11 protein-coding genes are annotated in these 15,234 nt (G+C 71.0%); 8 read left to right on the plus strand and 3 right to left on the minus strand.

Annotated features, from left to right (window positions below; genetic code table 11):
• Nucleotides 1–87 precede the first annotated feature (87 nt).
• Complete coding sequence (locus ACFYWM_RS04615) at nucleotides 88–948, minus strand: 3-methyladenine DNA glycosylase (RefSeq protein ID WP_389908495.1); 861 nt, start codon at nucleotides 946–948, stop codon at nucleotides 88–90.
• Nucleotides 949–1,145: 197 nt separating this feature from the next.
• Here ACFYWM_RS04615 and ACFYWM_RS04620 point away from each other — a divergent pair, with 197 nt between their 5' ends.
• The 6 genes from ACFYWM_RS04620 to ACFYWM_RS04645 all read left to right on the plus strand — a co-directional run bounded on the left by ACFYWM_RS04620 (nucleotide 1,146) and on the right by ACFYWM_RS04645 (nucleotide 8,904).
• On the plus strand, nucleotides 1,146–2,261 hold the full coding sequence (locus ACFYWM_RS04620; protein ID WP_389908498.1) for a hypothetical protein: 1,116 nt from the start codon (nucleotides 1,146–1,148) through the stop codon (nucleotides 2,259–2,261).
• A gap of 34 nt (nucleotides 2,262–2,295) precedes the next feature.
• A complete protein-coding gene (locus ACFYWM_RS04625; protein WP_389908500.1) occupies nucleotides 2,296–3,462 on the plus strand; it encodes a toxic anion resistance protein in 1,167 nt (388 codons plus the stop codon).
• The gene (locus ACFYWM_RS04630; RefSeq protein WP_389908503.1) at nucleotides 3,459–5,168 is read left to right on the plus strand and encodes a VWA domain-containing protein; all 1,710 of its coding nucleotides are present in this window, start codon (nucleotides 3,459–3,461) and stop codon (nucleotides 5,166–5,168) included. The genes ACFYWM_RS04625 and ACFYWM_RS04630 overlap by 4 nt, the downstream gene beginning before the upstream one ends.
• Nucleotides 5,155–5,784: a hypothetical protein gene (locus tag ACFYWM_RS04635; protein ID WP_389908506.1), complete on the plus strand. Its 630-nt coding sequence runs from the start codon at nucleotides 5,155–5,157 to the stop codon at nucleotides 5,782–5,784. Before ACFYWM_RS04630 ends, ACFYWM_RS04635 begins: the two co-directional genes overlap by 14 nt.
• 546 nt (nucleotides 5,785–6,330) lie before the next feature.
• On the plus strand, nucleotides 6,331–7,950 hold the full coding sequence (locus ACFYWM_RS04640; protein ID WP_389908509.1) for a family 16 glycoside hydrolase: 1,620 nt from the start codon (nucleotides 6,331–6,333) through the stop codon (nucleotides 7,948–7,950).
• Nucleotides 7,951–8,589: 639 nt separating this feature from the next.
• Entirely contained in the window at nucleotides 8,590–8,904 is a 315-nt protein-coding gene (locus ACFYWM_RS04645; protein WP_389908512.1) for a hypothetical protein, read from the plus strand.
• A gap of 67 nt (nucleotides 8,905–8,971) precedes the next feature.
• On the opposite strand, the gene ACFYWM_RS04650 is transcribed toward ACFYWM_RS04645, so the two are convergent.
• Both ACFYWM_RS04650 and ACFYWM_RS04655 read right to left on the minus strand, forming a co-directional pair.
• Complete coding sequence (locus ACFYWM_RS04650) at nucleotides 8,972–11,524, minus strand: polysaccharide lyase 8 family protein (RefSeq protein WP_389908514.1); 2,553 nt, start codon at nucleotides 11,522–11,524, stop codon at nucleotides 8,972–8,974.
• Between the two features lie 88 nt (nucleotides 11,525–11,612).
• Complete coding sequence (locus ACFYWM_RS04655; protein ID WP_389908517.1) at nucleotides 11,613–11,843, minus strand: hypothetical protein; 231 nt, start codon at nucleotides 11,841–11,843, stop codon at nucleotides 11,613–11,615.
• A gap of 362 nt (nucleotides 11,844–12,205) precedes the next feature.
• On the opposite strand from ACFYWM_RS04655, the gene ACFYWM_RS04660 reads away from it, so the two are divergent.
• Both ACFYWM_RS04660 and ACFYWM_RS04665 read left to right on the plus strand, forming a co-directional pair.
• A complete protein-coding gene (locus tag ACFYWM_RS04660; protein ID WP_389908520.1) occupies nucleotides 12,206–13,375 on the plus strand; it encodes a DUF418 domain-containing protein in 1,170 nt (389 codons plus the stop codon).
• A gap of 687 nt (nucleotides 13,376–14,062) precedes the next feature.
• A complete protein-coding gene (locus ACFYWM_RS04665; protein ID WP_389908523.1) occupies nucleotides 14,063–15,208 on the plus strand; it encodes a hypothetical protein in 1,146 nt (381 codons plus the stop codon).
• Nucleotides 15,209–15,234 lie beyond the last annotated feature (26 nt).

Consider the following 15,234-nt stretch of genomic DNA (forward strand, 5'->3'; position numbering starts at 1 on the left):
CTTGCGGCTTCGCCATGCCGGGACGGAGGAGGGTCGATGTAAGTTTCAGCACGGCGCCCGCACCGGCCGGCCTGGCCCTGCGGCGGGTCAGCGGGGGCCGGTGCCGGCGAGCAGCCGTTCGCAGGCGTCGAGGAGGCGCCGCCGCAGTGGCCTCGCCCGCTCGGCGAACCCCCGCTGCTCGGCGGCGTACTCGGCCCGTCCCTCGGGCGTCTCGATCCGGATCGCCCGGTGGCCGAGCGAGCTCAGGTCGTACGGGCTGGCGCGCATGTCCACGGCGCGGATGTCGCGGGCCAGTGTGAAGCAGTCGGCGACCAGCTCGCCGCTGACCAGCGGTGACAGCTTGTACGCCCATTTGTACAGGTCCATGTTGGCGTGCAGGCAGCCCGGCTGCTCCAGCTCCGGCTGCCGCTCGCGCGTCGGCTGCAGCACGTTGAGCGGGCGCGCCTCGGGGGTGAAGAAGCGGAACGCGTCGAAGTGGCCGCACCGCACGCCCCGCTGCTCCACGACCTCCGCGATCTCCTCCCCGCTGAGCCGCAGCGGCCAGGAGCCGTGCCGGACCTCCTCGGTCCGGTAGACCATCGCCCACTCGTGCAGGCCGAAACAGCCGAAATATCCCGGCCGCGCCGCGGTGGCGGCGAGCAGCCGCGTGATCCACTCGATGGAGGGCCCGCGCCTCTCCATCAGCGCCGCGACGTCGAGCGTCGCCCCCTCGGGGGTGTCGAGGTAGTCGCGGCCGAAGTCGTGCGCCCCCCTCAGGAGCACCCCGGCGCCCGGATGCCACTTCCGCAGCCGCGCCGGCCGGTGCCCGTAGTAGGTGAACAGGAAGTCCTCGATGGGATGGGCCTCGCCCCGCGCCCTGCGCGCCAGATGCGGCTCCGCCCACACCTCGACCCGCCGCCGGTGGGCCTCCGCCCGCGCCCGCCACTCCTCCGGTTCCAGAACCTCCACCGCTGAATGGTACGCGCGGGCCGGTGGTGCCCGTCCGTCGCACCTCCTGCGGCCGCCCCCGCAGTGGCGCGCCGGTGAACGGAAAATGAATTGTCAACACGTTGCGAGTGCCCCGCTCCGCGCTGTCGTCATTAATCACATAATTCAATTACAACCGCTATTTCATAGCGATACGGGGCAAGATTTCGAGGAATCACATGAGGCGTTGGATCGGTGTCGGGCTGGCGCTGCTCCTCGGCGCCGCCGTGGTGGCGGCGATCGTGGCGGGCAACCGTGACGGCGGCGCGGGGACGCGGGATCTCACCCTGGTCCGGGGGGTGATCGGATCGGAGAAGAAGCCGTTCTTCGACGACCCGAGGGTGCGGGCGGCCTTCGCCGCGCACGGCCTCCGGGTGGAGGTCGACACCGCGGGATCGCGCCAGATCGCGACCTCGGTAAACCTGGGGAAGTACGGCTTCGCGTTCCCGTCCAGCGCTCCGGCGGCCGAGAAGATCAGGCGCGACCGGGGCGCCACCCGCACGTTCGCGCCGTTCTCCTCGCCCATGGCGATCGCCACTTTCACCCCGATCGCGGACGTGCTCGGCCAGGCGGGTGTCGTACGGGACTCCGGTCAGGGTTACCAGGTGCTTGATATCCAGAAATATCTGGATCTGGTGGCGAAAGGCACTCGGTGGGACAAATTACCGGGTAATACCGCTTATCCGGCGCGCAAGCGCGTGCTGCTCACCACCACCGACATCCGCACCTCCAACTCCGCGGCGATGTACCTCTCGATCGCCGGTTACGTGGCCAACGGCGACGACGTGGTCACCTCCGACGAGCAGGGGGCGAGGGTCGCCCGGGCCGTCGCCCCCCTCTTCCTCGACCAGGGCTACTCCGAGACCTCCACCGAGGCGCCGTTCGAGGACTACCTGTCCCTGGGGATGGGGAAGACGCCCATGGTCATGATCTACGAGGCGCAGTACGCCTCGCGGCTGTTCGCCGGGGACGGCTCGATCCGCCCCGACATGCGGCTGCTCTACCCCTCGCCCACGGTCCTGAGCAAGCACACGCTCGTACCCCTGGGTGAGCGGGGCACCGAGGTCGGCAGGCTCCTGCAGGAGGACCCGGAGCTCGGGCGCCTCGCGGCCCTGTACGGCTTCCGCACCGCCGCCCCCCGGGCGTTCGACGACCTCGTGGCGAAGGTGAAGGCTCCGCTGCCACCCGGCCTGGTCGACGTGGTGGAGCCCCCCGACCACGAGCGGCTGGAGGGCATGATCTCCGCGGTCGAGACGCTCTACCGGTCCGGAGCGGTCCCCTCACCCACCCCCTGACCTCACCTTCCCAGCGCTTCGAGGAGAGACCACCGTGAGCGATCTCGTGCTCAGCCCGCCCGAACCCGTGGCCAAGGTGCCCACGGAGAAGGCGGCCACCATGCTGCCGGTCCCGGAGGGGCGGGAGGCGGAACTGGCGGAGAAGGCCCGCGGTTTCGCCGAGGAGCTGGGCGGCCTGGACCACAGGTCGCCGGAGTTCACCCGGAAGGTGCACGACATCACCTCCATGGGTGATTCGGAGATCCGTGCCTCCTCCCAGGTGGCGAACCGCATGCTGAAGCGCCCGGTGGCCGCGCTGGCGTCCGTCAAGGGCGAGGGCGGGGACGCGCAGGCGGCTGTGGCGGGGCAGCTGGTCGCGCTGCGCCGCACGATCGTCGACCTCGACCCCAAGCAGACGTCCGGCCCGGCCAGGAAGTTGCTGGGGCTGATCCCGTTCGGCGACAGGCTGCGCGACTACTTCGCGAAGTATCAGTCGGCGCAGAAACACCTCGACGACATCATCCGCGCCCTGAAGTCCGGACAGGACGAGCTGCGCAAGGACAACGCGGCCATCGAGGGCGAGAAGACCAACCTGTGGGAGTCGATGAAGCGCCTGCAGGAGTACGCCCTGCTCGCCGCCGCCCTCGACGCCGCGGTGGAGGAGAAGATCCTGTATGTCGAGGCGGCCGAGCCGGAGAAGGCCACCGCCCTGCGCTCGGACGCGCTGTTCGGCATCCGGCAGAAGCACCAGGACCTGCTGACCCAGCTCGCGGTGTCCGCCCAGGGGTATCTCGCCCTGGACCTGATCCGCAGGAACAACCTCGAATTGATCAAGGGCGTGGACCGGGCGACCACGACGACGGTCGCGGCGCTGCGCACGGCCGTGACCGTGGCCCAGGCCCTCGCCAACCAGAAGCTCGTGCTCGACCAGATCACCGCGCTGAACGCGACCACCTCCGACCTGATCGTGGCGACCAGCGAGATGCTGCGCACCCAGGCGGCCGGCATCCAGACCCAGGCGGCCTCGACCACGGTCGACATGGACGCGCTGCGCAAGGCTTTCGACAACATCTACGCCACCATGGACATGATCGACACGTTCAAGGCCAAGGCCGTGGAGAACATGGCGATCACCGTGGACAGCCTCACCGTCGAGCTGGACCACGCGCGCACGTACCTGGAGCGCTCCCGGCGCGGCGACGAGCAGGAGCTCCCCCGATGAGCGGCCCGGTGCTCGGTGCGCGGGCGGGTGGCCGCCGCGTCAGGCGGGCGCTCGGTGCGCGGGCGGGTGGCGGCCGGGTCAGGTGGGCGCTCGGTGCGCGGGCGGGTGGCCGCCGGGTGAGACGGGGGCTCGCCGTGCTGGTCCCGCTGGTCCTGCTGGTGGCGTCGGCCGCGTGCGGCGGGGCCGACACTCCGGACACGCCCGGCACCCCCGCCGACGGCCCCGACGTGCTCCGCGTCCTCGCGGGAAGCGAGGTCGGCGACCTGGAACCGCTGCTCAGGCGGGCCCAGGACGCCGTCGGCGTGCGGGTCACGCTGTCGTACGCCGGAACGCTCGACGGGGCCGACCAGGTGGCGAGCGGCGGCGCGGACGGGCGGTACGACGCGACGTGGTTCTCCTCCAACCGCTACCTGTCCCTGATCGACGGGGCGGCGGCGCGGCTCTCGACCCAGACCAAGGTCATGGTCTCGCCCGTGCTGCTCGGGCTGAAGGCGTCCAAGGCCCGCGAGCTCGGCTGGGACGGGAAGACCGTGACCTGGAACGACATCGCCTCGGCCGCGAGCGACAGGAAGTTCACCTTCGGCATGACCAGCCCGGCCGCGTCCAACTCCGGATTCTCGGCGCTGGTCGGCGTGACGGCGGCGCTCTCCGACGCCGGTGAGGCCCTGGAGGAGGCCCAGATCACCGCGGTGACCCCCAAGCTGAAGGAGTTCTTCTCGGCGCAGACGCTCACCTCCGGCTCCTCCGGCTGGCTCGCGGACGCGTACACGAAGGAGGGCACGGTGGACGGACTCGTGAACTACGAGTCCGTGCTGCTCGGCCTCAACGCCTCCGGCAGGCTCCCCGAGCCGCTCACGCTGGTCTATCCGGGCGACGGGGTGGTGACGGCCGACTACCCGCTCACGCTGCTGAGCTCCGCGCCCCCGGAGAAGAAGGAGCTGTACGGCAAGCTCGCCGCCTGGCTGCGCACGCCGGAGATCCAGCGGGAGATCATGTCCACCACCCACCGCAGGCCCATCGTCCCCGAGGTCAGGCCGGAGCCGCGTTTCGGAACCGCGTCGCTGGTGGAGCTGCCCTTCCCCAACCGGCGCGGCGCGGCCGACGAGCTGATCGGCGTCTACCTCAACCAGGTGCGCAGGCCGTCGCGGACCCTGTTCGTGCTGGACACCTCCGGTTCGATGCGCGGGGAGCGGATCGACGCGCTCAAGCAGGCGCTGACCGCCCTGTCGGGCGCCGACACCTCCGTCAGCGGGTCGTTCTCGCGCTTCCGCGACCGCGAGACGGTCACGATGATCCCGTTCAACACGGGCCCCGGGGTCCCCCGGACGTTCACGCTGCCCGACCGGAACGCCGAACCGGTGCTCCAGCGGATCCGCTCGTACGGGGAGGGGCTGGAGGCCGACGGCGGCACCGCGATCTTCGACAGCCTGCGGGCCGCCTACGAGCAGGCGCGCTCCTCGCCGTCGGAGGACTTCACCTCGATCGTGCTGATGACGGACGGCGAGAACACCGACGGCGGCTCCTACGACGACTTCGCCGCCTACTACGCGTCACTGCCCGTGAAGTTCCGGACGTTCGTCGTGCTCTTCGGCGACAGCGACGTCGACGAGATGCGGCGGATCGCCGAGCTCACCGGCGGGGCGACCTTCGACGCCCGGCAGGGGTCGCTGGCCACGGCCTTCAAGGAGATCCGTGGCTACCAGTAGCCCGGGAGGGCGGATCCTCGCCTACGCCGGGTCGACCAGGAACATCGCCGGGTGCGCCCTGGCGCTCGTCGGGGTGCTCCTGGTCTTCCTCGGCGTCGCCGGGACGTTCTGGCCCGTCGTGGTCGCCGGGTTGTACGGCGTCGGGGCGCTGCTCGCCCCGGCGGACCGGGTGAGGCTCACGATCTCGCACGCGGAGGTGGAGTCCCGGCAGCTGGATGCCGACCTGGACACCCTGCTGGCCAGGATCGGCGGGAACCGGTTCCCCGACGACGTGACGACGAGGGTCGGCGCGCTCGCCGAGGTGCTGCGCGACATCCTCCGGCGGGCGGACACGCTCACCTCCTCACCCGACCACCTGCACATCGTGTCGCAGACGATCAGGGACTACCTGCCGTCCAGCCTGGAGGCGTACGCGAACCTGCCCCGCTCCCGCGCGCTCGCGCGGCGCGGCGAGCGGGAGCGCAGCGCGCACGAGGAGCTGCTCGCCCAGCTCGACCTGCTGGACACCCGGCTGCGCGAGGTGGCCGAGTCGGTCTACCGGGGCGACGAGCAGGCCCTGCGCGACCAGGGCAGGTTCCTGCGGGACCGCTTCGGCGGCTCCGGCCTGGACCTCTGACCCGACGGCCACGGCGTTTTCGGTCTGGACCTTTTACCTGACCGCCCGGCGTCTCCGGCGGCGCGGGGAGGTCGTCGCGGGCGCCGGGGAGAGCCGTCCGGCGCCGTGTTCGCGAAAAGACTTTCGCGACATCTCCGCCCTGCCTTCGATGCGTTCCACCTGGGGGAACGGCGTTCCGGTGACCGGAACAGACAGTGTGTCGAGGGCACCGAGGCGAACTAGGTGCTTGACCCGCACCTTTCTCTGGGCGTAAAAGTGCGAAAAGAGTTGGATAGCGCTTTCCCACCCTTCGTCCAAGAGCGACGTGACGGGTCTGCTCGGCGTACTCCGCCGCAGGTCAGCCATGCCCGAAGCCCTCATCCAGGGGGCCGGAGGCGGGCTCGTACGTCGCCCGACGGACACCGCTCGCCGGGCCCCGGCGACGCGGGCGCGTGACCGCGGAGTGCGGCACGTGCCGGCGGCGCCGGTTCGGTCCCGGCGCGAGGCCATGGCCGACCGGACCGGGAGCACGGCCGGTCGGTACTGACGGAACTTGGAGGTTCCACGGTGCGAAGAAGGAAAGGGCTCGACGGTTCGCCGCTCATCGCGCTCGCGACGTCCCTCGCTCTCGCGGTGATCGGGGCGTTGGTGCTCGTGGCGATGCCCAGCGCGTTCGCCGCCTCGTTGTTCTCCGACAACTTCGAGGACGGCAACTCCAACGGCTGGTCGAAGTCCGGGGGAAGCTGGTCGGTGGTGGCCGACGGCTCCCAGGTGTACCGGCAGTCCGGGACCGGCGCGGACTCCAGGACGGTGGTCGGCACCGGCTGGTCGGGCCAGGCGGTGCAGGCGCGGGTGAAGCCGATCGCGTTCAACGGCAGCGGGCGCTACGTCGCGGTGCTGGCCAGGGCGCAGAGCAGCAGCAACTACTACTACCTGGGGTTGAGCAACTCGGGCTCGGTCGTCCTGGGCAAGCGGACCGGCGGCGCCCCGACGACCCTCGGCTCGGCCGCGGCGACGGTGACCCCGGGCACCTGGTACACCCTCAGGCTCGAGGCGTTCGGCACGACGCTGCGCGGCTTCGTGAACAACGTGCAGGTCGTCTCGGCGACGGACTCCACCTTCTCCTCCGGCAAGGTGGGCCTCGCCGGTTACTACGCGAGCGCCTCGTTCGACGACGTGCAGGTGACCGACAGCGGCGGGCCGAGCGAGCCGCCGGTCACGCCCACGATCACCCCCACGGTCACGCCGCCCCCGGGCTCCTGCCCCACCTCCGGGTCGCCCGTCGGGTTCGCCTCGGTGAACGCCTGGGGCAGGAACGGGACCACCGGCGGCGCGGGCGGGCCGACCGTCGAGGTCGACACCGCGAGCGAGCTGATCTCCGCGATCGGCCAGAGCGGCCCGCTGAACATCTGCGTACGCGGGATGATCACACTTCCGGCCGGGATGTACAACGTCACCTCGGACAAGTCGATCGTGGGCATCGGCTCCACCGGCGGCATCAGCGGCGGCGGCCTCAACATCGGCCTCCCCCTCGACAACTCGGTCACCTCGCCGCCCGCGAACGCCGTGAACAACGTCATCATCCGCAACCTGTCGTTCCGGAACGCCAACGACGACTCGATCAACGTGCAGATGTTCTCCCACCACATCTGGATCGACCACAACGACCTGGCCGATGGGTACGACGGGCTCATCGACATCAAGCGTGGTTCGTCGTACGTCACCGTGTCGTGGAACCACACGCACGACCACACCAAGAACATGCTGCTCGGCCACGATGACGGCAACAGCGCGCAGGACGTCGGCCGGTTGAAGGTCACCTACCACCACAACTGGTTCAACCAGACCCCGCAGCGCAACCCGCGGGTGCGGTTCGGCGAGCCGGTGCACGTGTTCAACAACTACTACGTCTACAACACCGACGTCGGGGTGGCCTGCCAGCTGAACGCCGGATGCCTGGTCGAGGGCAACTACTTCGAGCGGGTCGAGGTGCCCGCGACGAACACCTACGCCGGTACCGCCGGCAGGTGCGTCGCGCGGAACAACGTGCTCGACGACTCCGGCCCGCCCGAGTGCAGCGGCAGCGTGCAGGAGGCGAGCTCGTACTACAGCTACACCCTGGACGACCCGAACTCCGTGAAGGCGATCGTCAGCGCGGGGGCCGGGGTCGGCAAGATCGGCACCTGATCCCCCGGGGCCCCGGTGATCCCGGGGCCCCGGAACCGGGGCCCCGCGGGCGGTTCACCGCGTCGCCCGCGGGGCCCCGGAACGTGACTCCGGGGAACGGAACGTGGCTCCGGGGAACGGAACGTGGCTCCGGGGAACATCGACGGATTCGTCACCGGAGTCCACCTCCGAGCTGCTCGCACCTGGGAACCACGATGTCCTCCTGCTCGTGTCCGCGGATGAGGCGGCGTGTGTGACGGTCTCCCATCGTGCCGGGCTTGATGATCGGTAAGGCGGGAACGGCCAGATTCGTCGGCGCCACCTGGGACGGGCGGTCACCCGGGCGGCAATCGTCCCGGAACGCCGGTCCCCCGTATCCGGGAACCGTCGCACCGGTGCCCTCCCGTCCGGCTCGTCGCTTCCTGGGCGGTCTCCGTCCGGGCGGGCCGAGTGGGAGGGGTGGGGCGGGTGCGTGGCGGTACCCTCCCCCCTTCCGGCCGAGGCAGGACAGCTGCGGGAGTGCCCCGAACTCTGGCGGACACTTCCAGACTCTCCCCAAGCTTGAACATGCTCGCTCCGAGTAGTCCCATTGGCGCTCACGGCAACGGTGGGGTGGCCGGCGTGATGCGGGCCGCCCCTGTCCGAAAGGAAGAAACAGCAATGAACCGCACCACGATCGCCGCCGGACTGATCGCTCTCGGCGCCGTCCTGGCCGCGCCCGCTCTGGCCGCCGGCCCGGCCCACGCGACGGCGTCCCCCTCCGACCCCTGGGACGGCCTCGGCCTCAGCCTCGGGAACGGGATGGGCGGCGGCTTCGGGAACGGGAGTGGCCTCCTCGGGAACGGGATGGGCGGCGGCTTCGGGAACGAGATGGGCTTCAGGAACGGGGGCGGCCTCAGCTTCGGGGACGGGACCGGGAACGGGATCGGGAACGGCATGCCGCTCCTCGGCTACGGCAACCTCGGCCTCCTCTAGGAAGGACGACGCGCCCCGGTGGTCTCGTCCCCCCGGGCCGGGGCCACCATCCCGACCGGCGTCCCCGTCAGCCGAGGCGTACGGTGACCGTGTTCGAGGCGCCGCCCCGGCCCGCCAGGCGTCCGAAGGTGAGCGTGAGCCGCGCGCCGGTCGTGGCGCCCGCCAGGAGAGGGTGCCCGCGGAGCACCCCGGCCACCGGCCGGTTCCAGGTGACGGTCAGCTCGTCCAGGTCGCGCCGGGGGTCCGAAACGGTCAGCGTGGCCGTACCGTCGCCGGGCTCCCTGACGAGGACCGCGCACGGGGCGGAGGCCGCGAGATCCCCGGCGGTCCCGGCGGCGCTGACAGCACCGGCGTTCCAGAAGTTGACGGCGGTGATCCCGAGCGACGGGATCCGGACGCCCTGCCGCCGGGCGGTGTTGGCGAGCACGCGCGCCCAGTCGGGGTCGGCGGCGCGGGCCCGGGTCTCCGCCAGGCTCGCGCCCGGCAGGAGAAGATACACGTAGCCCGCCGAGACGGGGTCCACACCGTGGTCGAGCCAGAGGGTCACGTAGCTCCGGGTCATCCTGTCCCGGCCGCCGGCGCGTTCCTCGCGCAGCGTGCGCAGGCGGGTGCCGCAGGGCAGCACGTAGCCGCCGTGCCCCTCCAGGTGCGCCCAGCCCATCCCGTCGTCCACCACGAGAGGCGCGCCGGTCCTGCGGTTGTCCACGACGGTCTCGACGGGTACGCCGTCCTCCGCGGTGATCCCGGCACCGAGGCAGACCACCGCGTCGTCGAGGAAGAACCACGACTTGAAGGCCTCCAGGCTGCTCTCGAAGCCGTTCAGGTGCTGGCCGACCGTCGCGTACGTGCCGTCGGTGGCGCCCCCCACCCAGCGGCCCGGCGGGCAGGTGTCACCCCAGGCCTCACCGGCGCCGTCGGCCAGCCGCCGGGTGGAGACGGTCGTGCCCGGCAGGCGGTAGGGGTCGACGGTGGCCCAGAAGGAGTCGGAGTACTGGTCGCCGTGGCCGTCGGCCCACCAGTAGAGCATCCCCGAGCCGGTGTGCCAGCCGCGGAGGTTCTCGCCGTTGCCGTGCTCGTAGTGGCCGACGCGGTGGGAGGCCATGCTGAGGCCCGCGCACCAGCCGGACCCGCCCCGCGCACCGCGAACAGAGCCGCCTTGCGCACCGCGGGCCGGGTCGGTGCGCGGGTCGGTGTACGCGCCGGTGCCCAGGTCGGTGCGCGGGTCGGTGTACGCGCCGGTGCCCAGGTCGGTGCGCGGGTCGGTGTACGCGCCGGTGCCCAGGTCGGTGGGCGGGTTGGTGGGAGGGTCGATGCGCGGGGCGCGGTGGACGGCGCGGGCGCTCATCGCCAGCAGCCGGTGCCCCGCGGGTTCCTCCGCCGCCGGGACGGCGTCGTCGTCCAGGATCGCGGCGAGCCGGGCGTGGAACCCCAGGTCGTCGCCCTCGGCCGCGCCGAGCATGGGCCGGTGGGTGTTCCGCAGCGCCCATCCCTTCACCATGCCCTGCCAGCGGGACCGCTCGGCGGCGGAGGCCGTCTCTCCCAGCAGCAGGATCGCGGAGGCGATCGCCCTTCCCCTGTCGTGGTCGCCGTACGGCCGCCTGCCGACCGCCCGGCCGCTGACCAGGTCCATGCAGAAGCCGTCATGGACGACCGGGGCGAACGTCCTCTCGACGCTGTCGAGGACGACCTGCCTGTTCGGATCGGTGACCTCCCAAGGCGAGCCGCGCAACACCGCGAACAGCGTCGCGAGACCGGACAGCAGCGACGCCCCGTACGTGCCCTGGTAGGGGACGGTCGTGTGCTGGACGAAGGAGCCGTCCCGGTAGAACCCGTCGCCCTCGGAGACGTGGGGGAAGACCGGGGTGAGCGCGGAGACGGCCAGCGCCGCCTTCGCCGGGTCGGAGCCGAGGACGGCCCGCAGCAGCGTCACCACGCACAGGTCCACCCGGTTGGCCCCGGTGCTGGTCCCGTCGTAGTCGTCCAGGCGGCACTCGGGGACGAAGTGGTCCACCGCCTCCCGCAGCGCCCGGCCTCGCGGTTCCGCCAGGTGCGGGCCGATCAGCAGGGCCGCGTCGAGGAGGTTCCTGGGGGTGCCGATCTGCCAGTACCACCAGTTGCCGACCTGGTCGGCACCCGCCGCGTAGACCCGCCGCCGGTAGTGGTCGACGCCGTCCGCGACGGCCGCGGCCAGGCTCGCGTCGCCGGTCAGGCCGGTCCCCGGCAGGGCGTACGCGCGGGCCATGGTCCGCAGCCGGGCCGGGGTGGCGCCGAGCGACGGGAACGCCAGGTCGGGCCAGAGCGACGCGTCGGCCGGGGCCATGGCGTCCCGGTACCCGGCCGCCCTTCTCCCCAGCCTCGCCAGCCGGGTCCGGTACGGCTCGGCCGTCGCGTCGAACCCCGACCCCGCCGTCACGTCCCGCCACCGGTGGCGCAGTGGGGTGAAAGGGTCGGCCGGCGTGCCCGGTGCGGTCTGCGGGGGCGTGGTTCCCGTGGACGCGGTCATCGCGTGCCCGGTCCCCGGGTGCGCGGTCTCCGGGCGCGCGTCATACGCCGGGATCAGCGCCCCAGCCGCGGCGACACCGCCGAGCTGAAGGAACGATCTCCGGGAATGTCGGTTCACGCCTAGATTGTCGGGTGGAAATCTCCCTTACCGCGGGTACCACGCCGTATTGCCCCCGTGTCCGGGTTCGTGAGGGCCGTCGCCGAGGTCAGAGATCCACGTCGCGGGAGGCGACCACGCGGACCCCCTCGGGCTCGCGGCCCGCCGGGGTCACCACGACCCGCCTTCCCTCGTCCTCGTAGCCGTGCTCGGTCAGCCACAGCAGGGTGTACGGGTCGAGCTGGCTGAAGTCGACCGGGGAGGCGGGCGAGAAGATGTCGTCACCGGAGGAGACGCCGCCGGTGTCGCCTTCGACGATCGACAGGGTGTAAGCGGTCATGGCAGCCTCCGGGCCGTGGTCGTCCTCGGGAAGGTCCATACCCCGAGCACGACCGCACTCCCCTGACCTGGTGGTACACCTGGTAACACCCGTCGACCCCGACCCGGTGACACCCGTCGGTCCCGACCCGGTGACACCTGCCGACCCTGACCTGGCGACACCCGTCGACCCTGACCTGGTGACACCTATCGGCGCCCGTCGTGTCCGGTCCGGCTCCCGGAAGTGGCCGAGAGAGCCGTTCCCCCGGGGACGCTCCCGGCACCGGGCACCGCACGGCCTCCCCGCCCGCCCCGGACTCCGGCCGGCGACGTCCGCGTCAAAAGTCATTGTGGCGGCGGCATTGTCTTCCTAATGTCGAAGACATGGCTCAGGAGCGCGTACCGGACGGGCGGCGCATTCACGAGATCGACGTGGTACGCGGGTTCGCCCTCGCGGGCATCCTGGTCGTGAACATCGAGTTCTTCGGCGACCCCGGGCTGCTGGCGGCGATGACCGGCGGGAGCGGGATCGGGGGCGGGGAGCACGGGCCGGTGCAGTTCGTCGTGCAGGCCCTGTTCGAGTTCAAGTTCTACGTCATCTTCTCCTTCCTCTTCGGCTACTCCTTCACCCTGCAGATGCGCTCCGCGGAACGCGCCGGGGCGAGTGTCCGGGCCAGGACCCTCAGGAGATGCCTGGGCCTGTTCGCGATCGGCGCGCTGCACGGGCTGCTGCTGTGGGTGGGCGACATCCTCACCCTGTACGCCGCGCTGGGCCTGGTGCTGCTGGCGGCCCGGAACATCGGCGCGCGGGCCGCCAGGATCAGCGCGACCGTGCTCATCTCGGTGATGTCCCTCCTTTTCCTGCTCCTGGCCGGTCTGGTCGCTCTCCTGCCCGGCACCCCCACCACGGGCGCGAACAGCGCGACGGCCGCGGAGAGCGCGCGGATCCTCTCCGCCACCACCGGCGGTCCTCTCGACTACCTGGGCATGCACCTGACGCAGTACCCACAGGTGGCGGCCATGATCTGGCTGCTGCAGGGGCCGATGGCGATGGCCCTGTTCCTGCTCGGCCTGGCGGCGGGCAAGGCCCGGCTGTTCGACGAGCCGGACCGGTGGGCCCACCTGATCACGAGGGTTCAGTGGGTCGGCTTCGGTCTCGGCCTGCCCACGGGGGTGTTCTACGCGGCGACCTCCGGCCGGGGCGACGCGGCGGAGCTGGTGGCGCTGGCGCTCACCCTCGCGACCTCGGCGCCTCTCGCCGCCGCCTACGTGGTCACCCTGCTCCGCCTGGTCAGGCGGTTCCCCCCGGTGGCGGGCGCGCTCGCTCCCGCGGGCCGGATGGCGGCGTCCAACTACGTCGGCCAGTCCGTGCTGCTCTGCCTGGTGTTCACCGGGTACGGCCTGGGCCTGATGGGCCGGATCCCGCCCCTCGGGGTGATGGGCGTCGCCGTCGTGGTCTACGCGGTGCTTCTCGCGCTGAGCGCGTGGTGGCTGCGGGGCCACCGTTACGGGCCCGTGGAGTACGGTCTGCGCCGCCTGACGAACTGGGGATGACGACCGGGCGTTCCGGGTGCGCGCGCGCCGCCCGGCGGGCGCCCGGGGGCGTATGGGGGCCGTCCGCGCGAACCCGGAAAAGCGGGGTTCCAATTACCCGAACGAGGGGGCGGGAGCCGAACCGCCAAACAGAGGAAACGCATACATATCAACTTGATATGACGGCTTGCAACAATCCGGAGAAGGAAACGGGCGGCGCGATCTTCCGCGCGCGACGAGATCGCGCGCGGCCGCCGGAAAGCCCAACGGGAGACGAACGCCCGGTCGACACCGGAGAAATGGCAGTTCAACAAGAAACGTGAAGGATCATCCGAAACCTCGTGATGGCCGTACCTCTCCAGAGAACTACTGGCACGGTCCACCCGCAGGATGGCAGCAGGTGGGGGGATTGCGCGTTTCGGACGGACCGTATATCTACTTAGGTGTTATTTATAACCCAATAACCATAAGTGTCAATTACTGAGCCCTTTACCTTCCAAATAGATCACGGTCAGTCTAATATTTGGACCTATGTCATGGCGTGCATCAGATTTCCCAGATGGACAGGCTGGGTCCTCTGGCCGTGGCAGTGCTTCCTCTGGACACGATTCCGAACACTCATCCGACTGGCATCCCGAACGCCTCCTGTCATTCGATTGGCGGAAGGTTATTCTGTTCACGGCGGTTTTAACGATCATCGCCGTGGCCGTGTTCTGGCTCGTGACCAGAACGCCCTCCGATCCGTCCCTCGCGGCGAATCCCACTCCCGACCCTTCGGAGACCGGCTGGGAGAAGGCCCCTTCCTCGCCTTCACCGACGCCGGCCCCCTCCCGATCCACCCCCGAACCGACCCCGAAGCCCACCAAGAACGGCACGGCCAGATCTCCCCGTCCCGAGGCCACTCCCACGAACACGAACGCGAAGAGGCCACGGACCGAGACCAGGACCACCCCGCCGCCCGCCGACCCGCCGGCCGCCGGATCCGGCTCGCCCCAGCTCACCGCCAAGGAGGCGTACGGCATCCACGGCCGCTACCAGCGGGGGCTGTCGGTGGCCCAGGCCAGGAAGGACCAGGCGGCCATGGCGAAGCTGGAGCACGGGCTCGCGCTGGAGATGACGAGGGCGGCCTTCAAGACCGCCGAGATGCAGAAGACCTCACTGGCGACGGGGATATGGCCCAACCCGCAGGTGTGGATCCCGCGCCACGTGGAGGGCGCCGCCGACTGGTTCGTCGCGGTCTCGCACGAACCCGGCGTCGCGCGGATCGTCGACGTGATGAGCTCGGCCCCCGGCGGCTGGCGGCTCGTCGCCTCGGCCGCCGACACGCGCGCCACCCCGGCGCGGTTCCCCAAGATCGCGACCGACGGCGAGGGGTACGCGACGAGCCTCCCGGAGAACGCCACCGGGCTGAGCGCGACCCCTCGGCAGATCGCCCGCGCGCATCTGGCGAGCCTGCAGAACGCGGAGGTCGACCCGCTCTTCGACGAGGGGCCGTGGACCAGCGAGGCCGCGCTGTTCTGGCAGCAGGAACGCGGCCGGCTGGAACAGGCCGACTGGAAGCTCACGCTGTCGTACCGGCTTGAGGGACCGGTACGCGCGCTCAGGACCAGTGACGGGGGCGCTCTGGTCTGGTACGGAGCCCGATCCACCGAGCTCCGCGAGGCGGTGCGGGAAGGGGCGAAGGTCAAGCTGAAGGGCTCGGCCGCCGTCCGCACCCGCGACAAGGCCTTCGCCCGCTCGGTGAGCGCCACATACGGACGCATGTATGTGACACATGTCCCCCCCGCCGGCTCGAACGAGCCCGCTCGCGTGCTGGGCGAGTGGAGCGACGTCCTGGAGAGCCACGGCGACTGACGTTTTCACCGGAAGAAAAGGAACAT

The sequence above is a fragment of the Streptosporangium sp. NPDC002721 genome (assembly GCF_042888905.1).
Lineage (GTDB): Bacteria > Actinomycetota > Actinomycetes > Streptosporangiales > Streptosporangiaceae > Streptosporangium.

What these genes read in the sequence shown, in the direction of transcription:
- ACFYWM_RS04645 (WP_389908512.1), top strand. Translation starts at nt 8,590, where the DNA reads ATGAACCGCACCACGATCGCCGCCGGACTGATCGCTCTCGGCGCCGTC.
- ACFYWM_RS04620 (WP_389908498.1), top strand. Translation starts at nt 1,146, where the DNA reads ATGAGGCGTTGGATCGGTGTCGGGCTGGCGCTGCTCCTCGGCGCCGCC.
- ACFYWM_RS04630 (WP_389908503.1), top strand. Translation starts at nt 3,459, where the DNA reads ATGAGCGGCCCGGTGCTCGGTGCGCGGGCGGGTGGCCGCCGCGTCAGG.
- ACFYWM_RS04655 (WP_389908517.1), bottom strand. Translation starts at nt 11,843, where the DNA reads ATGACCGCTTACACCCTGTCGATCGTCGAAGGCGACACCGGCGGCGTC.
- ACFYWM_RS04660 (WP_389908520.1), top strand. Translation starts at nt 12,206, where the DNA reads ATGGCTCAGGAGCGCGTACCGGACGGGCGGCGCATTCACGAGATCGAC.